At 40.4% G+C, this 16,526-nt stretch carries 13 protein-coding genes; 12 read left to right on the forward strand and 1 reads right to left on the reverse strand.

Annotation, left to right across the window (positions count from 1 at the left end):
- Positions 1-14 precede the first annotated feature (14 nt).
- Genes QZ620_RS04995 through QZ620_RS05020 form a run of 6 tightly spaced genes read left to right on the forward strand, consistent with a single transcriptional unit; the run spans position 15 to position 5,820 of the window.
- Complete coding sequence (locus tag QZ620_RS04995) at positions 15-1,139, forward strand: glycosyltransferase family 4 protein (protein WP_295179655.1); 1,125 nt, start codon at positions 15-17, stop codon at positions 1,137-1,139.
- Positions 1,114-1,683 (forward strand): L-threonylcarbamoyladenylate synthase, encoded by a 570-nt coding sequence (locus tag QZ620_RS05000; protein WP_295179657.1) that lies wholly within the window; start codon positions 1,114-1,116, stop codon positions 1,681-1,683. The genes QZ620_RS04995 and QZ620_RS05000 overlap by 26 nt, the downstream gene beginning before the upstream one ends.
- Positions 1,684-1,685: 2 nt before the next feature.
- Entirely contained in the window at positions 1,686-3,122 is a 1,437-nt protein-coding gene (locus tag QZ620_RS05005; protein ID WP_295179658.1) for an HD domain-containing protein, read from the forward strand.
- Between the two features lie 19 nt (positions 3,123-3,141).
- Positions 3,142-4,167 carry a heme A synthase gene (locus QZ620_RS05010; RefSeq protein WP_295179659.1) on the forward strand — a complete coding sequence of 342 codons (1,026 nt, stop codon included), beginning with the start codon at positions 3,142-3,144 and terminating at the stop codon, positions 4,165-4,167.
- A gap of 24 nt (positions 4,168-4,191) precedes the next feature.
- Complete coding sequence (locus QZ620_RS05015) at positions 4,192-4,710, forward strand: hypothetical protein (protein ID WP_295179660.1); 519 nt, start codon at positions 4,192-4,194, stop codon at positions 4,708-4,710.
- 51 nt (positions 4,711-4,761) lie between these two features.
- On the forward strand, positions 4,762-5,820 hold the full coding sequence (locus QZ620_RS05020) for a nucleoid-associated protein (RefSeq protein WP_295179661.1): 1,059 nt from the start codon (positions 4,762-4,764) through the stop codon (positions 5,818-5,820).
- A gap of 46 nt (positions 5,821-5,866) precedes the next feature.
- Here the strand turns inward: QZ620_RS05020 and QZ620_RS05025 are convergent, their stop codons facing one another.
- Positions 5,867-6,931 carry a hypothetical protein gene (locus tag QZ620_RS05025; RefSeq protein ID WP_295179662.1) on the reverse strand — a complete coding sequence of 355 codons (1,065 nt, stop codon included), beginning with the start codon at positions 6,929-6,931 and terminating at the stop codon, positions 5,867-5,869.
- Between the two features lie 94 nt (positions 6,932-7,025).
- Here QZ620_RS05025 and QZ620_RS05030 point away from each other — a divergent pair, with 94 nt between their 5' ends.
- From QZ620_RS05030 to QZ620_RS05055, 6 genes are all read left to right on the forward strand, one after another.
- Positions 7,026-7,931 (forward strand): ABC transporter ATP-binding protein, encoded by a 906-nt coding sequence (locus tag QZ620_RS05030; RefSeq protein ID WP_295179664.1) that lies wholly within the window; start codon positions 7,026-7,028, stop codon positions 7,929-7,931.
- Positions 7,931-8,767 (forward strand): ABC transporter permease, encoded by an 837-nt coding sequence (locus QZ620_RS05035; protein WP_295179666.1) that lies wholly within the window; start codon positions 7,931-7,933, stop codon positions 8,765-8,767. The genes QZ620_RS05030 and QZ620_RS05035 overlap by 1 nt, the downstream gene beginning before the upstream one ends.
- Positions 8,768-8,792: 25 nt before the next feature.
- On the forward strand, positions 8,793-11,549 hold the full coding sequence (locus QZ620_RS05040) for a T9SS type B sorting domain-containing protein (RefSeq protein WP_295179668.1): 2,757 nt from the start codon (positions 8,793-8,795) through the stop codon (positions 11,547-11,549).
- 1 nt (position 11,550) lies between these two features.
- Positions 11,551-13,155 (forward strand): T9SS type B sorting domain-containing protein, encoded by a 1,605-nt coding sequence (locus QZ620_RS05045; RefSeq protein ID WP_295179670.1) that lies wholly within the window; start codon positions 11,551-11,553, stop codon positions 13,153-13,155.
- A 70-nt stretch (positions 13,156-13,225) separates the two neighbouring features.
- Positions 13,226-15,229: an excinuclease ABC subunit UvrB gene (gene uvrB / locus QZ620_RS05050; protein ID WP_295179672.1), complete on the forward strand. Its 2,004-nt coding sequence runs from the start codon at positions 13,226-13,228 to the stop codon at positions 15,227-15,229.
- 91 nt (positions 15,230-15,320) lie between these two features.
- Positions 15,321-16,526: hypothetical protein (locus QZ620_RS05055; RefSeq protein ID WP_295179674.1), on the forward strand; the 1,206-nt coding region annotated here is incomplete at its 3' end.

The following is a 16,526-nucleotide window of genomic DNA, read 5'->3' on the forward strand; positions in this document are numbered from 1 at the left end:
CTAACTTCGCCTACTTGAGAAAAGAGCCCAGAATACTGCATATTTCTGCTGCCAGCCGATGGGGAGGTGGAGAAAATCATATTCTGAATCTTTGCAAGGAAATGGATTCGGTAAATCATTTAGTTTTATGCTGTAGAGGATCAGAACTTCTCAAGCGTTTAAAACGGGAAAGTATTGAAGTCCGTCCTGCCCCGCTATCCACGAAAGTAGACCTGCGATTCGTTTGGAAAATCATATTGCTTTGCAAAAAACATAAGATCGACCTGATACATATTCACGATACTACGGCACTTACTCTTTCGATCATGGCGACGTATCTTTCAGCAAGTCTACCACCCTATATCCTTAGTAAAAAAACATCGTTTCCTATAAAGGATCGCAAAAGAACGCTGTATAAATATAACCATACCCAGATCAAAAAAATTCTGTGCGTGTCTGATATTACCCGGCAGATCACTTCAGAAAAGGTAAGGAATCAGGAAAAACTGGTTACGGTATATCACGGTACAAGCATTCCGAAGGAAAACAAAAGCGAGATCTTATTAAGGTCGAAATATGATATTCCGCAGAATGCGATACTGGTAGGAACTATCGCTAATCATATTCGAGCAAAAAACCTTGAAACCTGGGTAAATACAATAGATCATATTGTCAATAAAATGGGACACACCAATTATCATTTCCTCGTTATTGGTAGCAAAACCGATCGTACTCCGAATTATCTGCAAAGAATAAAAGAAAAAGGACTCGAGAAATATTGTCAATTTTCAGGATTTATACCCGATGCTTCGGTGCTCATTCCTCAATTCGATATTTCTTTGATGACCTCCCAAAGTGAAGGTATTCCCCAATTCATTTATGAAAGCTTCTATTATAAGGTTCCTGTGGTCGCTACGGAAGTTGGTGGCATTCCAGAAATAATTACGAATGGAGAAAATGGTTTTCTAAGTAGACCGCATGACGGGGTGAGCCTGGCCAATAAATTAGTACTTTTGTCCCAGGATAGGTCGTTACAACAAAAGTTTACAAAGATTTCATATCAGCGACTCCTCGAAAATTATACAACCGAAAGAATGGCGGCCAATACCTTGGCTCAATATAAAGAAGTGCTTTATGGAAAAAATGGAACAGGAAGTTAGAAATTGCATAGATGTTTTAAAAAAAGGTGGTATCATACTTTATCCAACCGATACAGTTTGGGGAATAGGTTGTGATGCTACGAATGCGAATGCAGTGGACAAGATATTTCAGCTCAAGAAGAGAGAAGAATCTAAAGCACTCATCTGCCTGGTTTCAAATTTTAAAATGCTGGAACAGTATGTGGAAGATGTGCCTGAAACTGCCTACGATATTTTGAAGTATGCAAAGAAACCTACGACTATCATTTATGATAAGCCTGTACATATTGCAGAAAACCTGGTAAGTGATGATGAATCTCTTGGAATTCGCGTAATAAGAGACACCTTTTGCTCAGACCTTATTAAAAAATTAAAACGTCCATTGGTATCTACCTCGGCGAATGTTAGCGGCCAGCCTACACCACAATCCTTTGATCAAATCACACCTCAAATTTTAAAAGGTGTAGACTATGTAGTAAATTTGCAGCGTTCAAAAAAATCGCTAAAACCATCAGCAATTATCAAGTTAAGTAACGATGGGCAGGTGAGTGTGATACGCAAATAAAGATGCCGAAATACCATAATTACAGCAAAGCTTTACATCATAAAATTTTTACTGTTATTTCCCAGGCTGCAGATGAGCTTGAAGTCGACGCCTATGTGATTGGCGGATTTGTACGTGATCATATTCTTGAGCGCGGCGAACCTAAAGATATTGATATAGTAGCTGTTGGCAGCGGAATCGAACTTGCGCAAAAGGTTTCAGATCTACTTCCAAATAAACCCAAGGTTCAGGTGTTTCAAAATTTTGGTACCGCGATGCTTCGAGCCAATGATATGGAGATCGAATTCGTGGGTGCGAGGAAAGAAAGTTATCGAAAGGATAGTCGGAAACCCATCGTAGAAAACGGAACCCTGGAAGATGATCAGAACAGGCGTGATTTTACCATCAACGCACTGGCTTTAAAGCTGAATGAAAATGGTTTTGGAGACCTGCTCGATCCTTTTAATGGTTATAAAGATCTTCAGGACAGGATTATTAGAACACCTTTGGATCCTGATATCACCTATTCAGACGATCCACTTCGAATGTATCGCGCCATTAGATTCGCTTCGCAGCTTAATTTTATGATCGAAGCAGAATCACTTTCAGCAATTAAAAGAAATAATAAAAGGATCAAGATCATTTCAAAAGAGCGCATCATGGATGAGCTTAATAAGATCCTGTTGAGTAAAAAACCTTCCAAAGGTCTATCACTATTATTTAAATCTGAGCTTCTGGCTAAGATCTTACCTGAGCTAACCGCTTTACAGGGAATTGATGAAGTAGAGGGTCAGACCCATAAAGACAATTTCTGGCATACTCTGGAAGTTGTAGACAATATTGCAAAGAATACCGATGATCTATGGTTGCGCTGGGCCGCATTACTACATGATATTGGAAAAGCTCCAACCAAGAAATTTCATAAGAAAATTGGATGGACCTTTCACGGTCACGAATTTGTAGGTGCGAAAATGGTCTTCAAATTATTTAAGCGGTTGCGACTTCCCTTAAATGAGAAAATGAAGTTCGTGCAGAAAATGGTGTTGATGAGTTCGAGACCTATTGCGGTAGCAGACGATCATGTGACCGATTCTGCCGTGCGCCGACTTATCTTTGATGCTGGTGATCACATAGAAGATCTTATGACGCTTTGTGAGGCCGATATCACGACCAAAAATCCTAAACGCTTCAGAAAATATCATAACAACTTTCAACTGGTTCGGCAAAAGATCGAAGAAGTGGAAGAACGAGATCATGTTAGGAATTTCCAGCCACCAGTAAGTGGCGAAGAAATTATGAGCACATTTGGGATCACTCCTAGTCGGGAAGTTGGACAAATCAAGGATGCTATTAAAGAGGCGATCCTTGAAGGTGAAATTCCGAATGAGCGTGACGCTGCCAGGGATTTTATGCTGAAGATGGGTAACAAACTCGGATTAAGTGTTGCGGAAAAAAGTTAGGCTTTAAATAAATATTGCTATGTATAGAAATTGGGTCAAAATCTCGTTAATCCTGGTTTATCTTGTAATAGTTGCCGGCGCCGTGGTTAGAATGACCGGCTCAGGCATGGGCTGCCCAGACTGGCCAAAATGCTTTGGATACTACATCCCTCCTTCTGAAGTTTCAGAAATAAAATTCCAGCCGAACAGGGCTTATAAAGAAGGACAGGTGATCATCGTAGATGAAACCTTACAGGTTGCTGCTTCAGATTTTACTTCAGCAGAAAACTATAATCCGAATAACTGGGAAAGTTACCAAAAGCATGATTACGCCATTTTCAATCCAACTCATACATGGGTAGAATATATCAATCGGCTTGTAGGAGCTCTTGCAGGAATTGCCGTCCTGATCATGGCAATTCTATCCTTTAAAAAATTCAGAAAAAGTAAAAGAATTACGATCCTATCCTGGCTTAGCGTGCTTATGATGGGATTCCAGGCATGGTTAGGAGCTACCGTGGTATATTCGGTACTGGCACCGGCCAAGATCACTATTCATATGGTGATGGCCCTGGTGATCGTGGCGGTCTTACTATACCTCTTATATATAAGCCGGGAGCACGCTTCAGGAAAATTTAAAACCATTACTTTTCAGAATCTTTTGATCTTCGCTGTGATTCTTACGCTCATACAGGTGGTAATGGGCACACAGGTTCGACAATTTGTAGATGAGCAGGTTCGAAGCTTCGGATATAACGCTGAAGAATTATGGCTGGCCGACCCGAATCTTAATTTTTATATTCACAGATCCTTCTCTATCATAGTGCTTTTATTGAATGTATTCCTGTGGTGGAAAAATCGCCAGAATAACTTACTCCAGTCACGGGTGAATTGGGTAATCGCTTTTATTTTACTGGAGGTTGGAACTGGAGTCGCCATGTATAATTTCGACTTCCCCTTTCTATCGCAACCACTTCACTTGGTGATTGCCTCTCTCCTTTTTGGTGTTCAATTCTACCTGTTAATGGAGACTATTTATGCGCCTGAAAAGATTAAAAAAACGTAACTTTGCCCTCCAATTTTTTGAGATATGATATATAGATTTCGTGTAATTTTAGATGCCAAGGAAGATGTTTTCAGAGATATCGAAATGTTGCATGACAGCACATTGGAAGATCTCCATAACACTATTGTTCAGTCTTTTGGATTCGACGGAACCGAAATGGCTTCTTTTTACATAAGTGACGAGGAATGGAACCAGGGTGAAGAAATCCACCAGTTCGATATGAGTGGAAATGATACTTCTATCAAGTTGATGAATGAGACAACGCTGGATAGTGTTCTTTCTGAAAAAGAAACAAAGCTTATCTACGTGTACGATTTTCTGAAGATGTGGACTTTCTTTGTGGAGCTTGCTCAAATTGCAGAAGCTGAAGAAGGAACAGATTATCCAAACCTGATGTATGTTCATGGACAAATTCCTGATGATGCTCCGGAAAAGGAATTTACAGTTGAAAATGAAGATGGCTCACCAGATGACGATGGTTTTGATGATAGCTACGGAACCGATGGTTACGATGATTTTGAGTTCGACGAGAACTGGAATTAAGTAGCACTACTTCAGAATGAATACTAACTTTTAAAATAACTTCAGAAATATATGATCAATCTTTTTAATGCGCAGATAGAATCGCTATCTATCCACAGGGTTGGAAATAAGAATCGCGGTGAAAATATTTTTCTTTCCGCTTCTACCTTTAAACTTGATGATGAGATCAAACCTCTTATCAAGGAATATTTCCTTAAACCTTTCCGCGAAAAAGAGGAATCATATTATCGTTTTCATCATGAAACCGATATTGAGTTCAACGAGCTGTACAATCTTTCTAATAAAATCTTTGACGATCCATATAATACCCACGAATATTCCAAGAGGATAGCGACTTTATTGTATGAGCAGTCTACTCACCCACATATCAAAAGTGGTGAAGTTTATGTAGTTTACTTTGAAGGAATGCAACTGGATAACATCAAAGTTCCGGCTATCGGCATTTTTAAATCTGAATTAAAGCACGATTTCCTGCAGTTTGAACAAAGCCAGAGCAACCTGGAAATGGTCGTGCAGCAGGGAGTGAATTTGCAGAAACTGGATAAAGGCGCGATTATCTTTAATAGCAACCAGGCTGAAGGTTTTAAAATTCTTTCTGTGGATTCTAACCGCTATGACACGAAATACTGGCTGGAAAACTTTCTAGGTGTGGATGTACTTGCAGATGAGAATTATTTCACCAAGAACTACCTGAATTTTGCGAAGAATTTTGCGAAGGATGTGGTATTGCCTGCGGAAGATAAAAAACAGGAAGTAATGTTCATGAACCGAAGTATGGATTACTTCGCTAAGAACGATGACTTCGAGGAGTCCAATTATATCAATTCTGTGATCGATAATCCAGATCTAATTCCTGAATTTCAGAATTATAAAACTGAAAAAGCTCCAAAATATAAAGTTGAAGATCTCACCAGTTTCCCCATCGCAAATAAAGCGGTGACAGATGCACGTAAGAAGATCAAAAACGTGATCACCTTAGATACGAACATACAGATTAAAATGGATTTTGTTAGTGCAGAGTCGGCTGAAAAATTTGTAGAAAAAGGATGGGATGAAGATAAACAGATGTATTACTATCTCGTCTACTTCAACAAAGAGGAAAAGAAATAGAAAAGTAAAGACTTAAAAAAAGCGGTGAATAATTCACCGCTTTTTTTTAATCCAGCATACGTTGAGTATTCACATTTTCATAATTTCTTCTCACGAAATCCAGCGCAGTTCGCAGAATCTGTCCCATGGTACTTGCCCTTTTGAATTTCATATCCTTTGAGAAAGCATATAGTTGATTTCTAAGCATTTTCACATTATCCTTAGTAGATACATGGTCATTGATCATACATCGAATGAGCTCTTTATACCTGCTCTGCGTATTGATCATTCTCTTAGCCAGCAAAGATCGCTCTTCTTTTCTGTATTGTTCTATAGACGAGTTTTCAAGTTTGTCTGAAACCAGTTGCACCATCTGGAAGTTCTCTTTAAAAAACTGTGGACGGTAAACTTTTAAATTACCCTCGAAACACTGCTGATCAAAATCGATCGCCCGAATCTGATACTCTACATGATCGAAATCATGAGTTGGGATCACCACGTAATTATAAGATCTCATATCACCTAATAATCGTACAGTACAGCGTTCATTGAACTTTACGAACTGCTTGGCGATCTGGGTTTGTGCCCGAAGATCACATTTTGGTAAGTGGTCTTCAATAAATACATCGCCTGGAATTCCTGCAATATGCTCTTCAATCAGGGTATCTTTGTAAACCAGAAAGTTGATCCTGTGTGGAGAAAGCAAGTGCTCGAATTCGAGTCCGTATAACCTGGAGGCATCAGCTTTTTTTACATAGAAATAGGTAAAACTATCATTCAGAATGTTCCGAACTTTTATTCTGAAGGGTTTTGAATTTCCGAAGGTGCAATAATCGATCGCATCGACATTCAGATAATTAAGAGAATCATCACTACCATCGGAGTGTAGGATAGTATATACCTTTTTAAGACTGTTATCGATCTCTACACGCTCAAATTCAGGATAATAACAACGCACCCAGAACGTATCCTCATCATGCTGGTCGTACACTACCACAGAACCTGAAAACCTGAGTAGATCATCATAAAAAACTGGAATCTTGGTATTACGGTTATATTTCTGAAGATAACGGTTAAAGCGTTCGTTCACGGGGAACGCCGGCTTCTTTTGTGACATCAGTTTTTCTTCCATAAAATCCCTCGTTTTGCTCAAAAATAAGCTTAATATGCTAAAACTTGTAACAAAAGTCTAACTTCGTCAACACATATCAAACAATTCATCAATCTTGGAAACAATACTAACACTAAACAATCTCACCAAAAAATTTGGCGGAATGACCGCCGTGGACAACCTGAGTTTCAGCATTGAAAAAGGGAACGTTTATGGTATACTTGGACCCAACGGAAGCGGTAAATCCACTACGCTTGGAATGGTTCTTAATGTCGTGAATAAAACTTCAGGCGATTTTCGCTGGTTCGATGGCAACACCTCTACACATAATGCTTTAAAAAAGGTGGGTGCCATTATCGAGCATCCTAACTTTTACCCCTATATGACTGCGGCACAAAATCTGGCCCTGGTTTGCAAGATTAAAGGTACGAACAAAGCAAAGGTTCAGGAAAAACTGGAGATCGTTGGCTTGCTGGATCGAAAGGACAGTAAGTTCAAAACCTTTTCGCTTGGTATGAAACAACGTCTGGCTATCGCTTCTGCCCTGCTTAACGATCCTGAAATCTTAATTCTGGATGAACCTACAAACGGACTCGATCCTCAGGGAATTCACCAGATTAGGGAGATTATTAGAAAGATCGCTTCCGGAGGAACCACCATTTTGCTGGCATCACATTTATTGGACGAAGTGGAAAAGGTCTGTTCTCATGTAGTTATTATTCGGAAAGGCGTAAAACTATATAGCGGTCCCGTTGACGAAATCGTTAGCAGTCACGGATTCTTTGAACTGAAAGCCGGCAACATGATAAAACTTCAGGAATTGCTGGAAAAGCATCCTAAAATTGGCAAGATCACCGACAAAGAAGGAACTCTTACCGCTTTCCTTGATGAACCAATGGAAGCAGAAGAGATCAACCGCTATTTGTTTGACCAAGGCTTGTCCTTATCATTTTTGATAAAGCGTAAAGAAAGCCTGGAAGAACAATTCCTTCAATTAACCAACCAAACCGCCGAAGCATAATGTTACGTTTACTCGAAATAGAATACAATAAATTAAGATATAGCAGATCTGCCCGGATCCTGATTATCACTTATTTTATACTCATCACATTTATTGCGCTTATAGCCTCTATTGAATTTAATATTGGCCAGATACAGTTTAGAGTTGCAGACCAGGGAATTTTTAACTTTCCTTATATATGGCATTTTAATAGTTATATCGCTGCAATGCTGAAGATCTTTCTTGCGATCGTCATCGTTTCCATGATGTCGAACGAATACAGCAACCGTACGATCAAACAGAATTTAATTGATGGATTGAGTAAAAAGGAATTTATTCTTTCCAAATTTCTCACTGTACTGGTGTTTTCTGGAATATCTACGATCTTCCTTTTTATAGTAACCATTATCCTTGGGTACTCCTTTTCAGATTTTACTGAATTCTCTATAGTAGTTTCAGACCTGGAATATCTGCTGGCTTATTTTGTCAAACTTACCGGGTTCTTTGCCTTCTGTATGTTTCTTGGAATACTGATCAAAAGATCTGCATTCGCCCTGGGATTCCTGGTAGTCTGGGCTATTTTTGAAAGCATTCTTTATGGTATTTTAAAATTCAAAGTATTTAAAGGGACTGATATTGCAACCAATATTATGCAGTTTTTCCCTCTGGAATCCATGAGCAATCTTGTTGTAGAACCATTCTCCAGGTTGAATGCAGTACAAGCAGCGGCCAACCAGATTGGTGGGGAGTTGGATAAAGATTATGGTATCCACTGGTACCAGTTACTCATCGTGATCGCCTGGGTTTTCATATTTGTATACCTTTCATTATTTCTACTGAAGAAGCGTGATTTGTAAACTTATTTTATAGCTTTACGTTAGTATGAAGTTGAAAGTGATCCTTGCCATATTCCTGCTGCCGACACTCATGTACGGCCAGCAGGAAGCAGCAAACTGGTATTTTGGTGTTGGCGCTGGATTATCATTTACTTCAGGCGAAGCGGTTCCGCTTACCAATGGAGTATTGAACACTATCGAAGGTTCTGCTAGCATTTCAGACAGAAACGGAAATCTGCTTTTTTATACTGATGGTTCTACAGTTTACAATCGCAATCATCAGGTAATGTTAAATGGGAGTGATCTTAAAGGAAATGTTTCCAGTACGCAATCGGCGATCATTGTTCCGAAGCCTGCAAATCCCGGGTTCTATTATATTTTCACGGTAGACAAGCCAGACTATTTCCGCATATCCAATGATCCTATTGAAGGTGTTCATTTTTCTGAAGTAGACATGAGTCTTGACAATGGAAATGGTGGCATTATTGCGAGCACCAAGAATACTCACCTCGTTACCTATGATCCTTCAGATCCCGTGGAAAAAGAATTCAAAAGTTCTGAAAAGATTTCTGCCGTGATCGCGGGAGATTGTGTTTCGTACTGGGTGGTCACTCAGTTTACTAATAAATTCTACTCCTTTAGAGTAAGTTCCGCAGGAGTAAATACGAGCGCAGTGATTTCCACTATCAATAATAATTTTCCTCCCAGGATCAACGAACAGGATCTAAACGTTACGGCTCCTGGCTATATGAAGATCTCTCCAGATGGAAATTACCTGGCTGCGGCTTATAGTGGAACCAGTATTGGGAGTCCGCGTTCCGGAGGTGCTAAGAAAACTGGAAAGGTATTTCTCTACGATTTCAATGATCTTAGTGGTAGAGTTTCCAATGAAAAATTGCTGCTGGCCAATGCCTATCCATACGGCGTGGAATTTTCTCCGGAATCCACTAAACTGTACGCAACTTCCAATAATTATAATACAGAAGATGTCTTACAAAATGGTGAATTATATCAATTTGATCTCGAAGCTACAGATATTGCTGCTTCAGCCACTTTGATAAATTCCTCCAGAAATGTTGCTGGAGCTTTGCAATTAGCGCCTAATGGCAAGATATATCGTGCTGGTTACTCTACTGATGGTGGCTTCGTTAGATGGAACCTGATGTCTGTGATCAACGAACCGGAAGAAGACGCTGCAAACGTAAATTACCGACACAACAGTTTAGATATTTCTCCCAAAGTCGTTAGGCTCGGTCTGCCACCATTTGTACAGTCGCTTTTCAATAATAATTTTGAATATGAAAATATCTGCTTGGGACAGACTACAGAATTTACCGCAGGAGATGCCTCGAAATATGATGCATTTATGTGGGAGTTTGGAGATGGTGCCACCTCAACTGCCGCATCACCTAAGCATACCTATAGTGCCGCAGGAACTTATACGGTGAGTCTTACCGGGATCATCAATGGAATTCCTCAGGACCCGGTTTGTGAAGAAGTGACTATTTTTGAAATTCCCAATGTACCTTCAGATTTCATTCTGAAACAATGTGATGTTCAGGATTCAGATCCAACAGATGGAATTGCAACTTTTAATCTTCAACTTGCCAAGGAAGAGTTATCACAGGGTCAGTCGGGTATTCAGCTTTTTTTCTACGGAAGTGAGGCAGATGCCATTGCCGATGTGAACAACGAAGTTACCCTGAATAACATCTACCGGAACAACGCTCCTAATGAAGAGGTTTTTGTGAAAATTAGTGGCTTCGGAAGTGATTGTTACGATATAAAAAGCTTCAGACTTCAAACTACCGAAAGTGTGGATCTATCATTGGAAACAGCTACAGGTTGTGATCTGGGTGATGGTACGGCTGAATATAATCTGGGTACTATTGCTGAAAATGCCAGAAACGATCTTGACTTAAACCCTGATGTTCGGCTGAGCTTTCATACTTCTGAAGATGATGCGATTCTTGGCACTAATGCATTGCCTGATAATTATGTTACGAGTCCAAAAACCTTATATATTCGGGCAGATGCAGATAATATTTGCTATGGATTTGGAAGTATAGAATTGGAAATGACCGGTTTCCCAGCAGTTCAATCTCTGATGAGCCTGAATGGTTGCGCAACAGATTTCCCTGTAATTCTTGGTAATGATCTCGATCTTGCTAATCCGGATGAATTTGATTATACATGGAGTACCGGCGAAACTGGTAGAACCATCGAGGTAAACGATTCTGGGAGTTATTCATTAAGTCTGACGCTAAAAGAGTCTGGCTGCGGAAGATCTATCGATTTTAATGTCGAAAAATTTGAAGCTCCTGAAATTTCTGAAATAGAGATTTCCAATAATGGCAGCGAAAATGATCTCTTAATTTTCACCAATTCAACCGATGAAAATACGGTTTATGCCCTTGATAATATCAATGGACCCTATCAATCTAATCCGGAATTTCGAGGAGTTCCCGGAGGGCAACATACTGTTTATGTTAAGAACAGCATGGGATGTGCGACTGGCGAAATGCAGGTTTCTTTATATGGTCATCCGCCGTTTTTCACTCCAAACAATGATGGTTCGAATGATCTCTGGAGGCCCTACGATATTTCTGAACCCGGATTTGAATTTCAGAAAATTATAGTTTTTGATAGGTATGGTAAAATCATAGCCATGCTTCCTCCCGAAACTAAGGGTTGGGATGGCAACTTCAATGGCAGACCTATGCCAGCAGATGATTACTGGTTTGAAGTCAGCCTCGAAAATGGTAAAATTTTTAAAGGACATTTCTCCCTTATTAGAGAATAACATGAAATTATTAAGAATTTTAATTCTTTTCCTTACGTTCCCTGCACTTTCCTGGGCTCAGAATCCTGCAAGTGATTGTAGTGGAGCGATTAAAATTTGTGGCGATGGCAGGATTTCCAGCAATGCAGATGGCATAGGTACCCAGGAACTCAATGGCACTAACAATTGTGCAAGCCAGGAGACTAACTCCCTTTGGCTGGAGATCGAAATTACCAAAGCGGGATCACTAGGGTTTAATTTAAAACCTACCAGTAATGATATCAACGTAGATTACGATTTCTTTATTTTTGGTCCAAATGCCAGCTGTAACAACCTCGGAAACGCTATTCGTTGTTCTACGACGAATCCTAATGCCGCCGGTTTAGCATCCAATTTCACCGGTTTAAATGCCAGATCGACAGAAACGAGTGAAGGACCTGGGCCAGATGGGGATAGCTTTGTTGCAAATCTCGATGTAGAGCCCGGGGAAACCTATTTTATCGTGATAGACAGACCTGTGGGAAACAGTCCGTTTGAACTGGAGTGGACAGGAACAGCTACTACCGGCGGCTTTCCTTTCCCAGATGGCCCACAATACAATGAGGGCATGGACCTAGAAACCTGCAATGCGAACGGAAGCGCGATTTTCGATCTTAGCCAGAATACACCTATTATCAATATCCAGAATAGCACTACTCTTACTTACCATGAAACTATTGCTGATGCTACTGACGGTATCAACGCCTTGAGCGATATTTATACCAGTGACGTCCCAAGTAAACCAATTTTTGCTCGCATTGAAAATGATCTTACCGGTTGTTCAAAAATCACAGATTTTACCCTTACCATCAATGATGGACCTCTGGTGGCTCAAAATTTAGAATTTGAGCAATGCGATCTGGACAAAAATAATCTCGCTGACTACGAATTAAGCGATCTCTATAATGAAATTCTGAGTGGGATCAATGGAGCTCACGATATCGCTTTTTTCACTTCGGAAAATGCCGCTCGGGCAAATTCAAACGCTATTTCAAGTTTGTATACTTCAGCAGGAGCAGAAAGCCTGTTTGCAAGAACTTCCGAAGCAGGGAATCCAGATTGCTTCAATATCACGAGAATCGAACTTATTCTGAATGAACCTCCCAATGTTGAATCTATTTCTCTCGTTCAGCCTGCTATTAATTCAAATAGTAATACTATTGAAATAAGTTTTCCGAACACAGAAGCATATGAATACTCTATAGGAAACGAAGATGGTCCTTTTCAAACGAGTACTACTTTTGAGAATGTTACTTCCGGTTTTCAGGATCTTTATATCCGTGATCTGAACCAGTGCGCTATTATCAAAACCCAAATTGCCATCATTGGGTATGATAACTTTTTTACTCCCAATGAGGATGGAATCAATGATTTCTGGCAGTTAAATGGTATTAGCAGCGAAACGGCTGCTGCCAATAAGATTAGCATATTTGACCGCTACGGAAAATTACTTACAAAACTAACTGCGGCAGACAAAGGATGGGACGGCACATTTGATGGTCAGCCATTGCCGGCAGATGACTACTGGTTTCGAGTCTTGTTACAAACTGGACAGGAATTTAAAGGTCATTTCTCACTTGTTAGGTAAATGCCAAAAACTTGAATAAAGCTCTGTAATTGTTTAATTTCGTCGGGCTAGGAAAAAGGAAGACTGCCTCATGAAATTCGATATAAAATCTGATTATAAACCTACGGGAGATCAGCCCAATGCCATCAAACAACTCGTTAGCGGGATCAATAAAAACGAACAATTCCAGACTTTACTGGGAGTAACCGGTTCTGGTAAAACCTTTACGGTCGCCAATGTTATTGAAGAGGTGCAAAAGCCAACGCTGGTGCTGGCACATAATAAAACTCTTGCCGCCCAGTTATATTCAGAATTCAAGCAGTTCTTCCCGGAGAATGCTGTTGAGTATTTTGTGAGTTATTATGATTATTACCAGCCAGAAGCATTTATACCAACTTCCGGAACTTATATAGAAAAGGATCTTTCGATCAATGAGGAGATCGAAAAGTTGCGTTTAAGCACCACTTCTTCTCTTCTAAGCGGAAGACGCGATGTGATCGTGGTTGCTTCAGTTTCGTGTCTTTACGGGATTGGTAATCCTGTTGAATTCAAAAAGAACGTGGTTTCCATTGAACGTGATATGGAAATTAGCAGAACCAAATTTTTGCATAGCCTGGTGCAGTCGCTGTATTCCAGGACAGAAGCTGAATTTTCCCATGGAAATTTCAGAATAAAAGGCGATACGGTAGACGTGTTTCCAAGTTATGCCGACAATGCTTTCAGAATTCATTTTTTTGGAGATGAAATTGAGGAGATTGAAGCCTTTGATCCCGGAACTAATGATGTTATCGAGAAATATCAAAGACTGAATATTTATCCTGCGAATATGTTCGTGACCTCACCTGATGTTTTAAAAAGTGCGATCCATCAAATTCAGGATGACCTGTTAAAACAGGTTGATTACTTTTCTGATATTGGTAAAACTCTCGAAGCAAAAAGGCTTGATGAAAGAACGAATTTCGATCTTGAAATGATACGGGAACTGGGATACTGCTCGGGTATTGAGAACTACTCCCGTTACCTGGATGGCCGTCTTCCCGGGACAAGACCTTTCTGTTTGCTGGATTATTTTCCAGATGATTACTTGATGATCGTAGACGAAAGTCACGTGACCATTCCGCAGGTTCATGCCATGTATGGTGGTGACCGCTCTAGAAAAGAAACCTTGGTTGATTACGGCTTCCGACTCCCCGCTGCGATGGACAACCGGCCATTGAAATTTGAGGAATTTGAAGCCCTGCAAAACCAAGTGATTTATGTAAGCGCAACTCCAGCCGATTATGAACTTCAGAAAAGTGAAGGAGTTTATGTGGAGCAGGTCATTAGACCTACAGGTCTGCTGGATCCAATTGTGGAAGTTCGCCCAAGTTTGAACCAGATCGATGATCTAATTGAAGAAATTCATGTTCGGGTAGAAAGAGATGAAAGAACGCTGGTTACTACGCTTACCAAGAGAATGGCGGAAGAACTGGCGAAATACCTGACGCGTATCGATGTGCGTTGTCGTTATATACATTCCGATGTTGACACGCTGGAGCGTGTAGAGATCATGCAGGATCTTCGACGCGGAATATTTGATGTTCTTATAGGCGTAAACTTGCTGCGTGAAGGTCTGGATTTGCCAGAAGTTTCTCTGGTTGCGATCATCGATGCCGATAAAGAAGGTTTTTTAAGAAGCAACCGATCTCTGACTCAGACCATTGGTAGAGCTGCCCGCCATGTGGATGGACGAGCTATTCTGTATGCAGATAAAATCACAGATAGTATGCAGAAAACGATCGACCAGACTGAATACCGTCGCCAGAAACAGATGGATTATAATACGAAACACAACATCACTCCTACTAAGCTTAATAAGAAATTTGATAGCGCCCTGGTAAAACAGAAGCTGGATATTTATGGTGACGAGGAGCGTACCGACTTAAAAGCTGCGGAAGCTGAAGCCGAATATCTCACCAAGCCACAGATGGAAAAGAAAGTTCGCGAGAAGCGGAAAGCTATGGAAACAGCCGCTAAAGAACTTGATTTTATGCAGGCCGCCAGGTTGAGAGATGAGATCAAAATACTCCAGGGAAAAATTAACGATAGTGACTAAAATAAATAGTTGCCGTGTTAATTATTCGTCTATATTTGGATCACCCAATTCGTCCTAGATCGACTTCTATGGCAAGCTAAAATGTTTGTTCATGAAAAAAATTATATGCCTGTTTTTGATGGGTATGATAATGTCTCAACTCGAGGCACAGGTAGGAATTGGAACCTCAGAACCTAAAGCTCAGTTAGATATTGTAGCGACTAACACTGCAGATCCTGCGAGCAGTGACGGTATTCTCATACCTAGAATTACGAAATTTCCTGTTGTTGCACCTTCGGAAGATCAACATGGAATGCTGGTTTTTTTAAGTAAGAGCGTTAGCGGTTTTCCGGAAGGGTTCTATTTCTGGAATGGCTCGGAAAAGAAATGGAAAGCGATCGCTGCAGAAACTAATTCCGCAAACTTCTATAAAACCGGAACGACGGTCTCTCCGAATAATATTACAGATCCTATTTTTCGCGAAGCCAGTATGGGTCTTGGTACAGATCAGATTTCGTCAAGATTACAGGTTGCCATTGCTTCGGGGAAAGATACCGGGCTCAAGAAGGGCCTTGAGGTAGATAATGCGAACTCCGCTACAGATAATCTTACCACTTACGGAATTATCAGTGATAATAGAAGCGCTACCAACGGTAACAAATACGGAATTAAAAATAATGTTGGTGGGGTTGGTCTTGGGATTCATTACGGGATATTCAACGAAACCTATCAGAATACAGGCACGAATGATATCTACGGAATATACAATCGCGTAGGTAGAACTTTTGGAGCGAGAAGTAATAACTACGGAATCTATTCTGAAATTGGATCCATTCAGGGAGTTGGAAATATTTTCGGGATTTATAGTATTGCTACCGGAGATGCTAACAGCAATGTTTATGCCGGCTACTTTAACGGACGAATAGGAATAGGAACCAGCCCGGAAACGGAATATGTACTCCCTTTAAATCGTGGCACCGAAGGTCAGGTAATGTCTCTCAATGCGAGCGGACAGGTAAGCTGGACCAATGCTGGCTTTGAAAATTACAGTTCTACAACCAGCGTCGTGGCAGACTATACAATAGGAGATGAAGTTGGAACCCTAAGAATTAACAACCAGGTAACTGGTTTGATCATGCCTGCGTCTGCTTCGAATAAAGGACGAATATTACGCCTTATCAACTGGCCTGGAAATTCTGAGAAGTTTTTCCAATTTGCAGGTGGAGATGATCTGTTCGATCCAAGAACAAACACCAAAGTTCTTAGCATCAAGTCTGGACAGATCTTTACAATTCAGAGTGCCGGGAACAGGTGGATA

Origin of the sequence: uncultured Christiangramia sp. (assembly GCF_913046405.1) — a bacterium.
GTDB classification, from domain to species: domain Bacteria; phylum Bacteroidota; class Bacteroidia; order Flavobacteriales; family Flavobacteriaceae; genus Christiangramia; species Christiangramia marina.

Coding starts and splice junctions, on each gene's coding strand:
- QZ620_RS05000 (WP_295179657.1), top strand. CDS start 1,114: ATGGAAAAAATGGAACAGGAAGTTAGAAATTGCATAGATGTTTTAAAA.
- QZ620_RS05005 (WP_295179658.1), top strand. CDS start 1,686: ATGCCGAAATACCATAATTACAGCAAAGCTTTACATCATAAAATTTTT.
- QZ620_RS05010 (WP_295179659.1), top strand. CDS start 3,142: ATGTATAGAAATTGGGTCAAAATCTCGTTAATCCTGGTTTATCTTGTA.
- QZ620_RS05015 (WP_295179660.1), top strand. CDS start 4,192: ATGATATATAGATTTCGTGTAATTTTAGATGCCAAGGAAGATGTTTTC.
- QZ620_RS05020 (WP_295179661.1), top strand. CDS start 4,762: ATGATCAATCTTTTTAATGCGCAGATAGAATCGCTATCTATCCACAGG.
- QZ620_RS05025 (WP_295179662.1), bottom strand. CDS start 6,931: ATGGAAGAAAAACTGATGTCACAAAAGAAGCCGGCGTTCCCCGTGAAC.
- QZ620_RS05035 (WP_295179666.1), top strand. CDS start 7,931: ATGTTACGTTTACTCGAAATAGAATACAATAAATTAAGATATAGCAGA.
- QZ620_RS05040 (WP_295179668.1), top strand. CDS start 8,793: ATGAAGTTGAAAGTGATCCTTGCCATATTCCTGCTGCCGACACTCATG.
- QZ620_RS05045 (WP_295179670.1), top strand. CDS start 11,551: ATGAAATTATTAAGAATTTTAATTCTTTTCCTTACGTTCCCTGCACTT.
- uvrB (WP_295179672.1), top strand. CDS start 13,226: ATGAAATTCGATATAAAATCTGATTATAAACCTACGGGAGATCAGCCC.